General features: G+C 61.3%; 19 protein-coding genes. 8 read left to right on the top strand and 11 right to left on the bottom strand.

The genetic code is table 11. The features are described 5' to 3' along the window. The first annotated feature begins 217 nt into the window (after window positions 1-217). Window positions 218-1,822 (top strand): methyl-accepting chemotaxis protein, encoded by a 1,605-nt coding sequence (locus GQ39_RS11940; RefSeq protein ID WP_047530034.1) that lies wholly within the window; start codon window positions 218-220, stop codon window positions 1,820-1,822. Between the two features lie 252 nt (window positions 1,823-2,074). Then, window positions 2,075-2,290, top strand: a complete 216-nt coding sequence (locus GQ39_RS11935; RefSeq protein WP_047530032.1) for a hypothetical protein — start codon at window positions 2,075-2,077, stop codon at window positions 2,288-2,290. On the opposite strand, the gene GQ39_RS11930 is transcribed toward GQ39_RS11935, so the two are convergent. The 4 genes from GQ39_RS11930 to GQ39_RS33500 form a co-directional block, all read right to left on the bottom strand. Next, window positions 2,287-2,526: a DUF2789 domain-containing protein gene (locus tag GQ39_RS11930; RefSeq protein ID WP_047530030.1), complete on the bottom strand. Its 240-nt coding sequence runs from the start codon at window positions 2,524-2,526 to the stop codon at window positions 2,287-2,289. The genes GQ39_RS11935 and GQ39_RS11930 overlap by 4 nt on opposite strands. A 139-nt stretch (window positions 2,527-2,665) precedes the next feature. Further along, window positions 2,666-2,896 carry a hypothetical protein gene (locus tag GQ39_RS11925; protein WP_047530029.1) on the bottom strand — a complete coding sequence of 77 codons (231 nt, stop codon included), beginning with the start codon at window positions 2,894-2,896 and terminating at the stop codon, window positions 2,666-2,668. Between the two features lie 160 nt (window positions 2,897-3,056). Next, on the bottom strand, window positions 3,057-3,281 hold the full coding sequence (locus GQ39_RS33310; RefSeq protein ID WP_081997898.1) for a hypothetical protein: 225 nt from the start codon (window positions 3,279-3,281) through the stop codon (window positions 3,057-3,059). A 312-nt stretch (window positions 3,282-3,593) separates the two neighbouring features. Continuing rightward, a complete protein-coding gene (locus tag GQ39_RS33500; RefSeq protein WP_256590283.1) occupies window positions 3,594-3,719 on the bottom strand; it encodes a hypothetical protein in 126 nt (41 codons plus the stop codon). Between GQ39_RS33500 and GQ39_RS11920 the strand changes: the two genes are divergently transcribed. The 4 genes from GQ39_RS11920 to GQ39_RS11905 all read left to right on the top strand — a co-directional run bounded on the left by GQ39_RS11920 (window position 3,693) and on the right by GQ39_RS11905 (window position 6,051). Further along, window positions 3,693-4,163, top strand: a complete 471-nt coding sequence (locus tag GQ39_RS11920; RefSeq protein WP_047530027.1) for a hypothetical protein — start codon at window positions 3,693-3,695, stop codon at window positions 4,161-4,163. The two genes, GQ39_RS33500 and GQ39_RS11920, sit on opposite strands and share 27 nt — an antisense overlap. Continuing rightward, a complete protein-coding gene (locus GQ39_RS11915) occupies window positions 4,163-4,360 on the top strand; it encodes a hypothetical protein (protein ID WP_047530026.1) in 198 nt (65 codons plus the stop codon). Before GQ39_RS11920 ends, GQ39_RS11915 begins: the two co-directional genes overlap by 1 nt. A 124-nt stretch (window positions 4,361-4,484) precedes the next feature. Beyond that, window positions 4,485-5,498: an ABC transporter substrate-binding protein gene (locus GQ39_RS11910; protein ID WP_047530023.1), complete on the top strand. Its 1,014-nt coding sequence runs from the start codon at window positions 4,485-4,487 to the stop codon at window positions 5,496-5,498. A 115-nt stretch (window positions 5,499-5,613) separates the two neighbouring features. Next, window positions 5,614-6,051, top strand: a complete 438-nt coding sequence (locus GQ39_RS11905) for a DUF3995 domain-containing protein (RefSeq protein WP_047530021.1) — start codon at window positions 5,614-5,616, stop codon at window positions 6,049-6,051. Between the two features lie 55 nt (window positions 6,052-6,106). On the opposite strand, the gene GQ39_RS11900 is transcribed toward GQ39_RS11905, so the two are convergent. The 7 genes from GQ39_RS11900 to GQ39_RS11870 all read right to left on the bottom strand — a co-directional run bounded on the left by GQ39_RS11900 (window position 6,107) and on the right by GQ39_RS11870 (window position 13,378). Next, window positions 6,107-6,469 (bottom strand): Na+/H+ antiporter subunit G, encoded by a 363-nt coding sequence (locus tag GQ39_RS11900; RefSeq protein WP_047530019.1) that lies wholly within the window; start codon window positions 6,467-6,469, stop codon window positions 6,107-6,109. Beyond that, a complete protein-coding gene (locus tag GQ39_RS11895) occupies window positions 6,466-6,744 on the bottom strand; it encodes a K+/H+ antiporter subunit F (RefSeq protein ID WP_047530017.1) in 279 nt (92 codons plus the stop codon). Before GQ39_RS11895 ends, GQ39_RS11900 begins: the two co-directional genes overlap by 4 nt. Continuing rightward, window positions 6,741-7,229: a Na+/H+ antiporter subunit E gene (locus GQ39_RS11890; RefSeq protein WP_047530014.1), complete on the bottom strand. Its 489-nt coding sequence runs from the start codon at window positions 7,227-7,229 to the stop codon at window positions 6,741-6,743. Before GQ39_RS11890 ends, GQ39_RS11895 begins: the two co-directional genes overlap by 4 nt. After that, the gene (locus GQ39_RS11885; protein WP_047530012.1) at window positions 7,226-8,911 is read right to left on the bottom strand and encodes a monovalent cation/H+ antiporter subunit D; all 1,686 of its coding nucleotides are present in this window, start codon (window positions 8,909-8,911) and stop codon (window positions 7,226-7,228) included. Before GQ39_RS11885 ends, GQ39_RS11890 begins: the two co-directional genes overlap by 4 nt. After that, a complete protein-coding gene (locus tag GQ39_RS11880; RefSeq protein ID WP_007986256.1) occupies window positions 8,908-9,252 on the bottom strand; it encodes a Na+/H+ antiporter subunit C in 345 nt (114 codons plus the stop codon). Before GQ39_RS11880 ends, GQ39_RS11885 begins: the two co-directional genes overlap by 4 nt. Further along, complete coding sequence (locus tag GQ39_RS11875; RefSeq protein WP_047530007.1) at window positions 9,252-12,170, bottom strand: monovalent cation/H+ antiporter subunit A; 2,919 nt, start codon at window positions 12,168-12,170, stop codon at window positions 9,252-9,254. Before GQ39_RS11875 ends, GQ39_RS11880 begins: the two co-directional genes overlap by 1 nt. 182 nt (window positions 12,171-12,352) lie before the next feature. Continuing rightward, window positions 12,353-13,378, bottom strand: coding sequence for a DMT family transporter (locus GQ39_RS11870; RefSeq protein WP_047530005.1), 1,026 nt, complete (start codon window positions 13,376-13,378; stop codon window positions 12,353-12,355). On the opposite strand from GQ39_RS11870, the gene GQ39_RS11865 reads away from it, so the two are divergent. Beyond that, the gene (locus GQ39_RS11865; protein ID WP_047530003.1) at window positions 13,373-13,936 is read left to right on the top strand and encodes a helix-turn-helix domain-containing protein; all 564 of its coding nucleotides are present in this window, start codon (window positions 13,373-13,375) and stop codon (window positions 13,934-13,936) included. The two genes, GQ39_RS11870 and GQ39_RS11865, sit on opposite strands and share 6 nt — an antisense overlap. Before the next feature lie 157 nt (window positions 13,937-14,093). Further along, a complete protein-coding gene (locus tag GQ39_RS11860) occupies window positions 14,094-15,296 on the top strand; it encodes an SfnB family sulfur acquisition oxidoreductase (RefSeq protein ID WP_047530000.1) in 1,203 nt (400 codons plus the stop codon). Window positions 15,297-15,300: the final 4 nt, after the last annotated feature.

Raw genomic sequence — 15,300 nt, 5'->3', positions numbered from 1 at the left:
CTCGGGTAGCCTGTGAAAAGATCGCAGCCTTCGTCAGCGCCTGCCTACCGTCCGGTCGGCGCTGCCGAAGGCTGCGATCTTTGCTTTTCGACGCCTGCGTAAAGCCCCGCACTTCTATTGATCTGCTGCAACGACCACGACTAAAGGCCCATGGATAATGGCTTTCTGCTGGCGTTTAATGCGATGACAACAATTAGAAGATGGCGGGGTGATAACGATGACGAGAGACGGATCTCTGGTTGCGGCAGTGCCTGCACCAGTACTTTTGCCGAAACACCGCTGGCTGACGCCGTCGCTGCAGAGCATCGCCCTGATGCTGTTGCTGTGTGGCATGACGGTGGGGGGCTGGTCGCTTTACCTGAGCCTGCCATTGGCGGTGCTCATTATCTGGCTGCCTCGTCTGCGTTCGCGTGCGGCCCCTGAAGCGGTTCCAGCGGATACGTCCAGCGCCATCTCCGCGTTAACCCGCGATCTTTCCTACACCACCAGTCATAACGCCTTGTCGGCCGCAGGCGTGGCCTTTTCGGTCAAGCAACTGGCGGACAAGCTGCAATCGCAACTCGGTGCGGCGGCGCAGATCGTCAGCAACGCCGAAGTGATGATTGCCACCGAACAAGCCACCTCGACCCTCAGTCGCGAAGCCCTGAGCGCTGCCAGCGAGGCGCATCAGAGTGGCGTGGCCGGGCGAACCGAACTGATCGAGTCGATTGCGCGCATGCATCAGCTCAGTCAGCGCGCCAGTAACAGCCGCGAGCTGATCGAGGCCCTGAGCCTGCGCAGCGATGACATTCAGCGGGTCACCTTGGTGATTCAGTCCATCGCCAGCCAGACCAACTTGCTGGCGTTGAACGCCGCCATCGAAGCGGCGCGCGCCGGGGAGCACGGGCGTGGTTTTGCGGTGGTGGCCGACGAGGTTCGTGGCCTCGCCGCGCGCACCGCCACGGCGACCGGTGAAGTCGGGGAGATGGTGGCCGATATCCAGCAACGCACCGCGCAAGTGGTGGAGCAGATCCGTCAACTGTCCAGCGACCTCGACACCGGCGTCCAGCAGGTCGAGCACACGGGGCAGCACCTGGATAACATCGCGCGGCTGGCGGCCAGTGTCGAACACCAGGTCGGGGAAATTGCCCGAGGCGCAGAGACCAATCGCGAACAGCTCGACAGCCTGTTTCATGCCATCGAACAGATGCGCAGCGACCTGGCCATCAGCGACCAGCAGACTCAGCGTCTGGCTCAGGCCGCGGTGCAGATGGAAGGTCAGGCCGAAACCATCAGTGAGCGCCTGGCGGAAGTCGGGCTGGATGACTATCACCAGCGGATCTACGACCTGGCCCGCGAAGGGGCGAGCCAGATTACCGCGCGATTCGAAGCGGACATCGATGCCGGACGTATCAGTCTCGATGACCTGTTCGACCGAAACTATCAGGCAATCCCCGACACCAGTCCGCCCAAGTACCAGACGCGCTTCGACCGCTACACCGATCAGGTCTTGCCAGCGATTCAGGAGCCGCTGTTGCCGCGCCATGAAGGCCTGGTGTTCGCCATTGCCTGCACCCCACAAGGCTACGTGCCGACCCACAACAAAGTCTTCAGCCAGCCGCTGACCGGCGATGTGCAGGTCGATACCTTGCAAAACCGCACCAAACGCAAATTCGCCGACCGCACCGGCGTCCGTTGCGGCAGCCACCAGCAGGCGGTGCTGCTGCAAACCTACACTCGCGATACCGGAGAACTCATGCACGACCTGTCGGTGCCGATCCTGCTCAAGGGTCGTCATTGGGGCGGTTTGCGCCTGGGCTACAAGCCGGAAAATCCGCGCTAGCGACTTGATGCTGTTCAGATAAGGACGACCACTTCTGCTATGACGAGCAAGCTCGCTCGCCACAGATACAGTGGTCGTCCTGAATGGCGTCTTTCGCAGGAGCCCGTCAAACCGGCTCCAGCAGGTGGGATGGGGTGCTTTATTGTTACGGTTTTGGCAACTCTGCTGTGCGGGGCCGCTGCTTTTTCCGCTCGTATCCGCTGATTAACATGCCGGCATAGTTAGGTTGCTAACTGAGCTCGAGAGGTCAGCATGCACGGTAAGGTTGATGTTGCGGTGATGATTGGCAGCGGTGTGCCCGCCAGTTTGCGGGCGTTGGGGCAGAGTGTCTGCTGGGTGGTGCTGCTCAACGGTGAGCGCCGGGGGACGGCGTTTTCCAGTCGCGATGAAGCGGAGGAGTGCAAGGCTGCCTGGTTGGCGCAATTGAATACTGCAACACCTGGCAGCCTGCGTTACGCCCGGGGTTAGTGAATTTGATGCATACGCAGGTTCAAGTCGTCGACCACCCGTGCCCAGTCGGCATCTTCACGCAATTGTTCTTTCAGGAAGCCTGCCTGTTGCGGCGTCCAGAACTCGGCGTCGATGAGTTTCTTGTCGTCGGGCAACGGTGAATGGCTGGCAATGAAATCGTCGATAGCTTTCTGGGTGGAGTCCAGGCCGAGCTGGTCGAACAAACCTTTCAAGTCGTGTGTCGGTGATTCCATCTTCATCTCCTTGCAGCGGGTCGGTCACGTCGAGTACGAGATCTGAGGCGCGGCTACATTGCATCTGAGGGGGCCGCGCGTCAGGAGTTCGAAAGCGATGTTCAAACGCAGCAGTGAGCATAGACCGCAAACTCGAACATCAGGCTTTCAATGCACCTGCATCGACGGCCGCCTTCAACTCCTTGGCGGATTCCTGGGCCGCGGTGGCGGCGACGTCAGAGGTTTTGAACCAGCGATCTTTTTCGACCTGATGGTAGCTCACGGTATTCAGCGGCGGCTTGGCGCGCATGACAATGACAGCCTGGAATTCGCCGTCGACCTCTCTGGCTTCGCCCCAAATAAAAAATTCGCCGATATCAAATTCCGTCACGTAGCTGCCTTCCCTTGGAAATAACTGTTTTGTTTAACGCCGCCCACCCAGAGAGGGGGGCGTATCGTTGGCCGGGCAGTATGGCAGTTGTTGCAGGCCGGCGGCTGAGTTAAGTCGCCGGCAGGACGAAACGTCTATCCAAAGGCAAGGCGCGATCCGGTCAGGTACGTGATTCAAGTGACCGGGCGAGCGCGCAGGCTTCGTTGTGATCACCGCGGAAACCTCTTACATGTCCTGTGGAAATTTCTTTGATATGGAAGAAGGCATTGCCGGCCAATATCACCTGGAACCTCGGTGGGCCGGGGATGTGGGTGACCCGTTCAGGGTGCTGTAACACCGCCGGATGCGGCGTCTGGGGATGAGCGAAGTGTGTCAGTGTGCACATATGAAGTCCTTTTCATTGTTTTACCGACGTATGTACGACGGTATGGGTAGTCTCGATGAGCGTCGCTGCTCTAGAATCACCCCCACTGGTGGGTGATCGATGTTTATCTAAAGCAATTTCTTTCTGGCGATATGTCAGAAAAGTGCTTTTTTTTGAGAGAATTTTCCTTGAAGTTGATAGTCCGCACTTATCTGGCCGTACGAAGGGCGTTTTCCTTCAACCTTTGACGAACGTCAGGCAAGACGATGTGAGCGACATCCAGTAGTCTGCTCAAGCGTCGTGATGGATGAGCCTCCTGCTCATCTCAGGATTTCAATTCGGGTTATCTGGCTTCACCTTCGGCATTGCCGCTTTTTTTGGCTGTGCGCTGTTTTCGCGTGCAGCGTCATTTTCAGATGTGGGGATGTTTCCTTGGCAGTAAGTAATCTCGATATGCATGCTTTGTTCGTGCTGGGTGATTTGCGCGCAAAGCTTGTTAAACAGTTTCAGTCACGTTTCGTTTACATCACCGAACAGAACGCTGAAGGCATTTACGTTGCCGAAATCGACACCGAGTCAGCGCTGGTGGTGGACGATAAACCCGGGCTCAAACTCAAGGTTGGCGATCATTTCAGTGCCTCGGTTTTGCCCAGTCGCGAAGGCGGCAAACTGGAAATCAAATTCCGCGATATCAAACTGACGGTCTACGGCCTGGGCGATTATGCCTTTGTCACCACCGCCGACGGTCATGCCATCGTGTTCAAGGAGGGTCACAACGTGGTGACGGTGTTCGCCGCCCACGAGCAGTTGCAGGAAGGCCTGACCAAAACCCTCAAGGCCGTGACCGCCAAGGCCGCCAAGTGGCGCAAGGGTGAACTGGTGACGTTCAAGGCCAGCGAGTAATGAGCCTGACCCGCGCCGACTTCCATGAGCAGAACCTCGCCAACGCTCAAGCCGAGGCCCAACGGCTATTCGGGCAGAAGGCTGTGCTGCAGGGAGCCTGGCTGAATTGGGTGGCCTCGCAGATCTACGCGTTGCGCCCGGCAGCGTATGCCAGCATGGTCAGAAGAGAACTGGCGCGCTTGCAGGAAACTTCCTAAAACCAGGGCATGCCCCCTCGAAAGCGGGAACCTCTACTACAGTCAGTTGACTGACTATTCAGAGGCTTCGCGGCCTTTTGCCAGGCCATCCTGCGATTGCTGTGAACAGCACGAGGTGTAAAGCATGAAAGGTTTTCGACGGTTGCTGGCCGCTGCCCTGGCCACTTTCGGGTTGTTGGCGTCATCGGTTCCCGTATCGGCTGCCCAGGCACCGATCCACTTCGCCGACCTGAATTGGGAGAGTGGCAGCCTGATCACCGATATCCTGCGCATCATTGTCGAGAAGGGCTACGGGTTGCCGACCGACACCTTGCCGGGCACCACCATTACCCTGGAAACCGCCCTGGCCAACAATGACATTCAGGTCATTGGCGAGGAATGGGCCGGGCGCAGTCCGGTCTGGGTCAAGGCGGAGGCCGAAGGCAAGGTGGTGAGCCTGGGGGATACGGTCAAGGGCGCCACCGAAGGCTGGTGGGTGCCGGAGTATGTGATCAAGGGTGACCCGGCCAGGGGCATCAAGCCGCTGGCGCCGGATCTGCGCAGTGTCACTGACCTGCCGCGCTACAAAGAGGTGTTCAAGGACCCGGAAGCCCCGACCAAGGGACGGTTCCTCAACAGCCCCATCGGCTGGACGTCGGAAGTGGTCAACAAACAGAAGCTCAGGGCGTATGGGCTGGAAGACAGCTACGTGAACTTCCGCAGTGGTTCCGGCGCGGCACTGGACGCGGAGATCAGTTCCTCTATCCGTCGCGGCAAACCGGTGCTGTTCTATTATTGGTCGCCCACGCCGCTGCTCGGTCGATTCAAATTGATTCAACTGCAAGAGCCTCCGTTCGACGCCGAAGCCTGGAAAACCCTGACCGACGCTGACAATCCCAATCCGAAACCGACCCGTTCGCTGGCTTCGAAACTGTCCATTGGCGTGTCCACGCCGTTCCAGAAACAGTACCCGCAGATTGCCGAGTTCTTCACCAAGGTCGATCTGCCCATCGATCCGTTGAACAAGGCCCTGGCCGAGATGAGCGAGAAACACACCGCGCCGCGCCAGGCCGCCGAGGCGTTCATGAAGGCACACCCGGATGTGTGGAAAGCCTGGCTGCCCAAGGAGGTGGCGGACAAGGTGTCCGCCGGGCTCTGAGGCCGTCGGCGATGGCCGGCGGTGGCGTTGGTCGGGTCGGACCGACAAGTTCGTGCAGTTCAGGAAATGCCAACTAGGATGATTTTGTTCAAATCCCTTTCAAGGATTTCTGACCATGACTCTGGTGTTGGCTCAATGGCTGGTGACGATCTTCGCCGCGATCAGCCTGATGCATGTCTACTGGGCTTTGGGTGGCGAATGGGCCGCCGTGGCGGTGGTGCCGCAAGTGCCGGTGGAAGGCGGGCTGAAATTGCGACCGGCCTTCAGACCGCGGGGCTGGATCACGCTGATGGTGGCCGGTGCGTTGTTGCTGATTTCATTGCTGGTGTGCTTGCGCGTGGGGTGGTGGGTCCCGGCGGTGTCCCATTGGGCGCTGCAATGGCTGATCAGTGCCATCGCGATCATGATGTTCGCCCGGGCCATTGGGGATTCGGACCTGGTGGGCTTTTTCAAAGAGGTCAAGGGCTCGAAGTTTGCCCGGCTGGATACCTGGGTTTACTCGCCGTTGTGTGTGGTGCTGGGGGCGGGGTTGTTGGCGGTGGCCTGGGTCTGAATCCATCGCGAGCCTGCTCGCGATAGGGTCAGCCCGGTCAGCGCAAAACGTTTAATTAGCGACCGCTTTCGCTGTGCCGGCTGGACACCTCCGCCGGCACATCATCCCCCGCCATGCGCTTGCGAAACAGCGCCGCCCTGGCCAACAGCAAGGTGGTCACCGGCACGGTAATCGCCAGCAGAATCGGAATCAGCCAGGCGTGCAGCACCGGCGCGGACTTGAGTGCCGAAAAGTAGATGATCGAGGCCAGTGCCACGCACCAGGCGCCCAGGGTCGAGGCCAGCGCCGGCGGGTGCATGCGCTGGAAGTAATCCTTCATTCGCACCAGGCCGATGGCACCGACCAATGCAAACAGACTGCTGAGTACCAGCAGGATGACCACCGGGATTTCCACCCACACAGACAGTTGCGCGCTCATTCGATCACCTCGCCACGCAGCAGGAATTTCGCCAGGGCAAACGAGCCGACGAAGCCAAACAGCGCAATCAGCAGCGCTGCCTCGAAGTAAGTGTCGCTGGCATAGCGAATGCCCAGTGCCAGCATCATCAGCATCGCGATGATGTACAGGTAGTCCAGTGCCAGTACCCGGTCCTGGGCCGACGGGCCCTTGAACAGGCGGATGAGGGTCAGAATCATCGCCACGGAAAACAGCAACAGGCTCAGCATAATTGCATTCGATAGCAGGGCGCTCATTCGAATATCTCCATCAACGGGCGCTCGTAGGTCGCCTTGAAGTGCTCAATGAACAGTGCTTCGTCTTCCAGATCGAAGACATGCAACAGCAGAATGCTGCGGTCCAGCGCCAGTTCAGACCAGACCGTGCCGGGCACCACGGTGCAGATCATCGACAGCGTCGCCAGGCCGTTGGCGTCGCGCAGGTCCAGCGGTACCTTGATGAACCGCGAGCGCGGTGGCCGGCGCCCGGCGTTGAGCACGCTCCAGGCCACGGCGAGGTTGGACACCACCACATCGCGTCCGACCATCAGGAACAGGCGCAGGATCACCCCCGGCCGGCGGATGCGGATCGGCAGCGGGCGCAACTTGCGCATCATCAACGGTGCGCAGAACCCCAGCATTGCACCCAGCAACAAATTGCCGGGACTCATCGACAGGTTCAGCACCAGCCACAACAGCCACAGCGCCAGCGACAACCACGGTGCAGGAAACAGGCGCTTCATGGTTGCACCTCCAGCAGCGCGGCCTTGGATTCCGGGCTGGGCACTGCCCGGGTGCCGAGCACGGCCATCACATATTGCTGCGGGTTGTTCAAGGTATCGGCGGCCGCCTGGGTGTAGCGCAACAGCGGTTCGGCCTTGAAGGTCAACAGGATGCTCAGACCCAACAGCGCGAAAATCGGCACGCACTCCAGCCGCCGCAGGACCGGCGACGGTCGTTCTTGCGGCGTCCAGAAACGCTGGATGCCCAGGCGCGAAAAAGCCACCAGCGAGGCCAGCCCTGAGAGGATCAGCAACGCCAGCAGCCCCCACGCCGCGTTCGACACCGGCTCGTCGCCGGCACTGCCCAGGCCCAGTGGGTTGAGCAGGGCGCTGAGCAGGCTGAGCTTGCCGATGAAGCCGGAGAGTGGCGGCATGCCGATGATCAACAGCGCGCAGGCAATGAAGCTCAAGCCGAGGAAGGCCATGGTCCAGGGAATCACCTGGCCGACCACGGCTTTGAGATCGTCGTCGAGGTTGATGCCCTTGACCGGTGCCGAAGCTTGCAACGGTCGCGGCAGCATCTCGTTTTCATCTTCCAGCGGGATCTCGACGGCCGAGCGCGAACGTTCGATCAATTCGGCCAGCAGGAACAGCGCGCTCAGTGCGAGGGTCGAGCTGACCAGATAGAACAGCGCCGCGCCGATCAGGTTGGGTTGGGCGAAACCGATGGCCGACAACAGAATGCCCGCCGACACCAGAATGCTCAGGCTGGCCATGCGCTCCAACCGTTGCGCGGCGAGGATCGCTATGGCCGCGCAGACGATGGTTGCCATGCCGCCGTAGATCAGCCAGTCGCCGCCGAAGTACGCCGACGCCCCGGCCTGCCCGGAGAGCAGCAGGGTCCACAGGCGCAGCAGGGTGTATATGCCGACCTTGGTCATGATCGCGAACATCGCTGCCACTGGCGCGCTCGCCGAGGAATAGGCCGGCACCAGCCAGAAGTTCAGCGGCCACATCCCGGCCTTGGCCAGGAACGCCACCGCGAGGATGCCTGCACCGGCATGCAGCAGGCCGCGATCGGCCTCCGGCACCAGCGGAATCTTCAACGCCAGATCGGCCATGTTCAAGGTGCCGGTGACGCCGTAGATTAGCGCCGCGCCAATCAGGAACAGGGTCGAGGCCAGCAGGTTGATCGAGATGTAGTGCAGCCCCGCTGACACCCGCGCGCGACCCGAACCGTGCAGCATCAGGCCATAGGAAGCGGCCAGCAGCACTTCAAAGAACACGAACAGGTTGAACAGGTCCGCCGTCAGGAAGGCGCCATACAGGCCCATCAACTGAATCTGGAACAGCGCATGGAAACTCGAGCCGGCACTGTCCCAGCGCGCCATGGCGAACAGCAACGCGCTGACGCCGATGATGCCGGTCAGTACCAGCATCAACGCGGACAGGCGATCGACCACCAGCACCAGGCCGAACGGCGTCTGCCAGTTGCCCGGCAGGTAGACGCCTATGGAGCCGGGCACGCCGGTGGTTTGTGTCCATTGCAGCAGCAAGACGGAAATGCCCAGGCCCAGCAGGCTGGAGAACAGGTTTATCTTCGCTTTGAGCGGGCGACGTTTCTCGCCGAGCATCAGCATGATGGCGGCGGTCAGCAGCGGCAGCAGAATCGGGGCCGCGATCAGGTGCGTCATTGCATTCATTCTTTAGGCTCCCGGCCATCCACATGGTCGGTGCCGGTCAGGCCCCGAGAGGCCAGCAAAACCACGAGGAACAGCGCGGTCATGGCGAAGCTGATCACGATCGCCGTGAGGACCAGCGCCTGCGGCAACGGGTCGGTGTAATGCAGAAGGTCCTGCGGCACGCCGTCCTTGATGATCGGCTCCTTGCCGATGAACAGGCTGCCCATGCTGAAGATGAACAGGTTGACGCCATAGGACAGCAGGCACAGGCCCATGACCACCTGGAACGTCCGTGGCCGCAGGATCAGCCAGACGCCGGACGCGGCCAGTACGCCGATGGCGATGGCAATGACTTCTTCCATCAGACGGTCTCCTTCATGGCGACGGGTTTTGGCTGCGCAGCCGTTTTGTGACCCCGAACCGATTGGTGGGCAAGGGCGGTGAGGATCAGCAGGGTCGAGCCCACCACCACGGCGTACACGCCAATGTCAAAGAACAGAGCGCTGGCCAGATGAATGTCGCCCAGCACGGGCAGGTCCAGATGCCAGGTGTGAGTGGTGAGGAATGGATACCCGACCGCCATGGCGCCCAGGCCCGTGACGGTGGCGAACAGCAGGCCGGTGCTCATCCAGCGCAGCGGTCGCAGGCTCATTTGCGCTTCGACCCATTGGGTGCCGGCGACCATGTATTGCAGGATGAACGCGACTGACATCACCAGGCCCGCGACGAAACCGCCACCCGGTTGGTTGTGCCCGCGCATGAACAGGTAAAAGGACACCACCAGGGCAATCGGCAGCAGCAGGCGCACCAGCACCGCCGGGACCATCATGAAGCCCAGGGCGGTGTCGCTGGCTTGGCGCGGGTTGACCAGGTCAGTAACCACGTCGGGCGCCAGCAGGCGTTGTTGCGCCGGCAGTTGCAGGCTTTCTTTCGGTGGGCGGAAACGTCGCAGCAAGGCGAACACGGTCAGGGCCACGGCCACCAGCACGGTGATTTCGCCCAGGGTGTCGAAGCCGCGGAAGTCCACCAGCATCACGTTGACTACGTTACTGCCACCGCCTTCAGGCAGAGCGCGGCTGAGGTAGAACGAGGAAATGTCGTTGGGTGTCTGTCGGGTCAGCATCGCATAGGCCAGCAACGACATGCCGCCGCCGACCACGGTCGACAGCAGCAAGTCACGGATACGGCGGATGCGCGCTTTGCGCAGGCTGCTCGGCAAGGGCGAGACTTCTTCGATCCGGCGGGGCAGCCAGCGCAGGCCCAGCAGGATCAGCACCGTGGTCACCACTTCGACCACCAGCTGCGTCAGGGCCAGGTCCGGCGCCGAGAACCAGACAAAGGTCACGCAGGTCATCAGGCCGCAGACGCTGACCATGGTCAGGGCGGCGAGACGGTGGTACTTGGCCTGCCAGGCGGCGCCAAGGGCGCAGGCAATCGCCAGCAGCCACAGGATGACGAACACGATCGAGCCGGGAATCTTCGGCCGGTCGCCCCAGTGCAGGCTGCTGTGCAACATCGGAATCAAGCCGGCCAGCACGGCGGCGAGCACCATCAGGAACAGCTGGGTCTGCAGGCGTTTGGTACTGATCCGTCGTTCCAGGCGCCGGGCGAGGCGCATTTTGATCACCAGGATTCGTTCGAACAGGCGCTTGCCGTTGAACCGTCCAATCAGCGGCGGGTAGCGGAAGCGCCCGCGCTTGAGCTGATTACGCAGCAGCAGGTACACCACGATGCCGCCGGACATGGCGATCAGGCTCATGATCATCGGCGCGTTCCAGCCGTGCCAGATCGCCAGGCTGTACTCCGGCAAGGTGCCGCCTACCACCGGCAGCGCGGCCGCGGCGAGCAGCGGGCCCACCACCTGGGCAGGGAAAATGCCCACCACCAGGCAGGTGAACACCAGCAACTCGACCGGCGCGCGCATCCAGCGTGGCGGTTCGTGCGGGATGTGGGGCAGGTCGGTGGCGGTCGGGCCGAAGAACACGTCCACGGTGAACCGCAGGGAGTAGGCGACGCTGAAGGTGCCGGCGATGGTCGCGACGATCGGCAGGGTCATCTCGACCCAGGCTGTGGCGTTGATGAACACGGTTTCGGCGAAGAACATCTCTTTTGAGAGGAAGCCGTTGAGCAATGGCACGCCGGCCATGGAGGCACTGGCGACCATGGCCAGGGTCGCGGTGAACGGAATCAGCTTGAACAGGCCGTTGAGCCGCCGAATGTCGCGGGTGCCGCTTTCGTGGTCGATGATCCCGGCGGCCATGAACAGCGAGGCCTTGAAGGTGGCATGGTTGAGGATGTGAAACACTGCTGCCACGGCCGCCAGCGGACTGTTCAGGCCCAGCAGCAGGGTGATCAGGCCCAGGTGGCTGATCGTCGAGTAGGCCAGCAGGCCCTTGAGGTCGTTCTGGAACATCGCGCAATAGGCGCCGAGCAACAGGGTGCAGGCCCCGGCCCCGCTGACGATGTAGAACCATTCTTCGCTGCCGGACAGCGACGGCCACAACCGTGCCAGCAGAAACACCCCGGCCTTGACCATGGTCGCCGAGTGCAGATAGGCCGACACCGGTGTCGGCGCCGCCATGGCGTGGGGCAGCCAGAAGTGGAAGGGGAATTGCGCGCTTTTGCTCAGCGCGCCGATCAGGATCAGGGGGAGCAGAATGGGGTAGAGGGCATGTGCGCGAATCAGATCGCCGGCGGCCAGGACCTTGTCCAGGTCATAGCTGCCGACCACATGGCCAAGCAGCATGACCCCCGCCAGCAGGCACAGACCGCCAGCGCCGGTGACCATCAGCGCCATATAGGCTCCGCGGCGGGCATCGGCCCGGTGGTGCCAGTAGCCGATCAGCAGGAATGAAAAGAGGCTGGTCAGCTCCCAGAAAAACACGATCTGAATCAGGTTGCCGGAGATCACCAGCCCGAGCATGGCGCCCATGAATGCCAGGAAAAACGCAAAGAAGCGAGGCACCGGATCGTCCGGCGACATGTAGTAACGCGCGTACAGGGACACCAGCGTGCCGATGCCCAGTACCAGCATCGAGAACAGCCAGGCGAAACCGTCCATGCGCAAGACAAAGTTCAGGCCCAGGCTGGGCAGCCAGAAGAACTCTTCACGGATCACGCCGCCATGGGCGATTTGCGGGTACAGGAGCGCGACCTGAAGGGTGCCGATCAAGGCCACCAGGCCAGCCAACAGGGATTCGGTATTACGCGCGTTGTGTGGCAGCACCGCTGCCAGACAGCTGCCTATGAAAGGCAGAAGCAGTAGAACTATCAGGGACATAGGCTTCTAATCTGCGGAAGTTTGTGAAGCATCATACGTGCCAGCTCCCGGATCGCCAAACGCCAAGCTGTCGCAGAATCCTACAAGGTAGATGGAAAAGGCCCGTTTTTCATTGTTTCAGAGAAACGTGTTTAACCGGACTGACGCCATGGCGATTTATCGATCGCCGCAGATTTCATCGCTTAACCTTGAGTCTCGCGCTCCAGGGCCTCTTCAGGCGTAGCAACCTTACCCTTGGTCTTCAGCTCACTGACAATCACCGCCGCGACGATCAACCCCGCCCCCAGTAGCGCAATCGCCGGCAAGCGTTCCCCGGCAATCCGCCCGACAATCCCGGCCCACACCGGCTCACCGGCATAAATCAGGGTGGCGCGGGTGGGCGAAACACTCTTCTGCGCCCAGTTCATTGCCACTTGAATCGCGGCGCTCGCCATGCCCAGGCCCAGGGCACTGCACAGCAGCAGCCAGGAGAAATCCGGAATCCGTTCCTGGGTCGGGACCACCATCAGGAACGACAGCAGGGATGTGACAGCCAGTTGCACCACGGTCACCCGCTTCACATCGACCTGGCCGGCATAGGTGCTGATCAGAATGATTTCCGCCGCAATGGCGATGGCGCTGATCAAGGTCGCGATTTCGCCGGGGCTGAAGTGGAACGAAGCCCCGGCCGGGCCCGACAGCAGCATCAGGCCAGTGAAAGCCAGCATGATGCCGATGCTCGGCATCAGCCCCGGACGACGGCCCAGTACCAGCCATTGCAGCAAGGGCACGAAGGGCACGTAAAGCGCGGTGATGAACGCCGACTGGCTGCTGGGAATACTTTGCAACCCGACGGTCTGCAGGCCGTAACCGAGCATGATCGCCACGCCGATAAAGGCGCCGGCCTTGAATTCGAAAAAGGTCAGGTCGCGCAGGGTGCGCCAGGAGAAGAGGGCCACGATGCTTGCGGCGGCGGCAAAGCGCAGGCCGACGAAAAACATCGGCCCGCTGACGGTCATCGCATGCTGAACCAGCAAAAAGGTCCCGCCCCAGACCATGGTGATCAGCACCAGCACGCACTCGGCCTTGCTGAGCCGCAGGAAACGGGAGGAAGCTTGAGGAGCGTTCGGCGACGTCATGATCTTGCGCACTACCTGAGGGGGACGCACAATGCGCCGGAAGTTGGGCAGTATACTGCGCAGCACCACCAAGTGAGCAATATAGTGCACAAAGATTCCACGCCCCGGGCTTCGGTCCTGCAGCACGTCAGCCAGAATATCCGACGCCTGCGCCATGCCGCCGACATGAGCCAGACCGCCCTGGCGGAAAAGTCCGGTGTCAGCCGCCGCATGCTGGTGGCCATCGAAGCCGGCGAAAAGAACGTCAGCCTGACCACCCTCGATCGCGTGGCCGAAGCCCTGGACGTGGCGTTCAGTGACCTGATCCAGGCCCCCGACGCCCGCGATCACAGCCGCATCAATGAGCTGGCCTGGGCAGGGACGATCCCCGGTAGCAAGGCGGTATTGCTGGCCAAGGCCAACGCGACCCGCGAAGTCGAACTCTGGGAATGGCGCCTCGAACCGGGCGAGCATTATCCGTCGGAACCGGATGCCGATGGCTGGAGCGAACAGTTCTACGTCTTCGAAGGCTGCCTGACCCTGATGGTCGGTGATGTGCCGCATCGTATCAGCGCCGGCGAGTTCTTCATGTTCGCCAGCAACCAGCCGCATTCCTATCGCAACGATGGGCCGGTGGCGGTGCGTTTTGTGCGCAACGTGGTGATCTGAACTGTTTGCCCATCAACACTGGATAAACATTTTGCTGTTCTCAAGTTGTGAGGCTTTCTCGGTTAATTGGTTAACTCATTGAAAAATAAGTAATTAAATTTCAGGCACGACTCCTGCAAAAGCTCTGGTGCACTCACCCAGAACCTGGAGTCGGCCCATGACAGCCTCAGCCCAACCCACTCATACCGCCCACGTGATCCGCTCGGACGCCGAGGCGATTGCCGTCGCTCACAAGCTCGCCGCGCGTTTCGCCGTCGAGGCCAGCGTACGGGATCGCGAGCGACGCCTGCCCGTCGCCGAACTCGACGAGTTCTCAGCCAGCGGCCTCTGGGGCATCACCGTGCCAAAAGCCTATGGTGGTGCCGGCGTCTCCTATGTGACCGTGGCCGAAGTGATCAAGATCATTTCCGCCGCCGATTCGTCCCTCGGCCAGATCCCGCAAAACCACCTCGGCGTGCTCGACATCCTGCTGCAAACCGCCAGCGAAGAGCAGAAGCGCTACTACTTCGGCAAAGTGCTGAAGGGCTACCGTTTCGGCAATGCCTTCTCCGAATCCAAAAGCAAAAACGCCGGCGCCTTCGAAACCCGGATTCGTTTCAACGATGACAGCGCGCAAATCGATGGCGAGAAGTTCTACTGCACCGGTGCGCTGTTCGCGCACATCGTGCCGGCAGTGGCGGTCAACGAGCAGAACCAGGCGTTCATCGCCTTCATCGAGCGTGATAACCCGGGCTTGAACGTGATCGACAGCTGGGACGGTTTCGGCCAGCGCACCACCGCCAGCGGCGGAGTGACCCTGAACGCGGTGAAGGTTCCGCTCAGCGCGGTGATCCCGGCCCATAAAGCCTTCGATGAACCCACCGCCGACGGCCCGATCTCGCAAATCATCCAGGCCGCCGTCGACACCGGCATCGCCGTCGGCGCCCTGGAAGAAACCAAGCGCTACGCTCGTGAGGCGCGACCCTGGATCGACAGCGGTCAGGATCACGGCTGGCAGGACCCGTTCAGCATCGCCGCCATCGGCGACCTCGAATGGCGCGTGCATGGCACGGAAGCGATCCTGAAAAAAGCCGGCCAGGCCATCGATGCCGCGCTGCTCGACGCCAATGAAGACACCGTGGCCCACGCATCGGTGGTGGTGGCCCAGGCCAAAGTGTTGTCTGCCGAAATCGCCTTGCTCGCCAGCAGCAAGCTGTTCGAGCTGGCGGGAACCCGCTCGGTGCTCGGCAAATACAACCTCGATCGCCACTGGCGCAACGCCCGGACCCACACCCTGCACGACCCGGCGCGCTGGAAATACCACCTGATCGGCAACTACCTGCTCAACGGCGTGAAACCTGCGCGCCACGCCTGGAACTGAGGAG

This window comes from Pseudomonas sp. 11/12A (genome assembly GCF_000800055.1).
In the GTDB taxonomy this organism is placed as follows: domain Bacteria; phylum Pseudomonadota; class Gammaproteobacteria; order Pseudomonadales; family Pseudomonadaceae; genus Aquipseudomonas; species Aquipseudomonas mohnii.
This window is presented reverse-complemented; position numbering and strand designations above follow the sequence as displayed.

Excerpts from the sequence above, each read along its gene's own strand:
- GQ39_RS11940 (WP_047530034.1), top strand. The coding sequence starts at position 218 with ATGACGAGAGACGGATCTCTGGTTGCGGCAGTGCCTGCACCAGTACTT.
- GQ39_RS11935 (WP_047530032.1), top strand. The coding sequence starts at position 2,075 with ATGCACGGTAAGGTTGATGTTGCGGTGATGATTGGCAGCGGTGTGCCC.
- GQ39_RS11930 (WP_047530030.1), bottom strand. The coding sequence starts at position 2,526 with ATGGAATCACCGACACACGACTTGAAAGGTTTGTTCGACCAGCTCGGC.
- GQ39_RS33310 (WP_081997898.1), bottom strand. The coding sequence starts at position 3,281 with ATGTGCACACTGACACACTTCGCTCATCCCCAGACGCCGCATCCGGCG.
- GQ39_RS33500 (WP_256590283.1), bottom strand. The coding sequence starts at position 3,719 with ATGCATATCGAGATTACTTACTGCCAAGGAAACATCCCCACATCTGAA.
- GQ39_RS11915 (WP_047530026.1), top strand. The coding sequence starts at position 4,163 with ATGAGCCTGACCCGCGCCGACTTCCATGAGCAGAACCTCGCCAACGCT.
- GQ39_RS11910 (WP_047530023.1), top strand. The coding sequence starts at position 4,485 with ATGAAAGGTTTTCGACGGTTGCTGGCCGCTGCCCTGGCCACTTTCGGG.
- GQ39_RS11905 (WP_047530021.1), top strand. The coding sequence starts at position 5,614 with ATGACTCTGGTGTTGGCTCAATGGCTGGTGACGATCTTCGCCGCGATC.
- GQ39_RS11900 (WP_047530019.1), bottom strand. The coding sequence starts at position 6,469 with ATGAGCGCGCAACTGTCTGTGTGGGTGGAAATCCCGGTGGTCATCCTG.
- GQ39_RS11895 (WP_047530017.1), bottom strand. The coding sequence starts at position 6,744 with ATGAGCGCCCTGCTATCGAATGCAATTATGCTGAGCCTGTTGCTGTTT.
- GQ39_RS11890 (WP_047530014.1), bottom strand. The coding sequence starts at position 7,229 with ATGAAGCGCCTGTTTCCTGCACCGTGGTTGTCGCTGGCGCTGTGGCTG.
- GQ39_RS11885 (WP_047530012.1), bottom strand. The coding sequence starts at position 8,911 with ATGAATGCAATGACGCACCTGATCGCGGCCCCGATTCTGCTGCCGCTG.
- GQ39_RS11880 (WP_007986256.1), bottom strand. The coding sequence starts at position 9,252 with ATGGAAGAAGTCATTGCCATCGCCATCGGCGTACTGGCCGCGTCCGGC.
- GQ39_RS11875 (WP_047530007.1), bottom strand. The coding sequence starts at position 12,170 with ATGTCCCTGATAGTTCTACTGCTTCTGCCTTTCATAGGCAGCTGTCTG.
- GQ39_RS11860 (WP_047530000.1), top strand. The coding sequence starts at position 14,094 with ATGACAGCCTCAGCCCAACCCACTCATACCGCCCACGTGATCCGCTCG.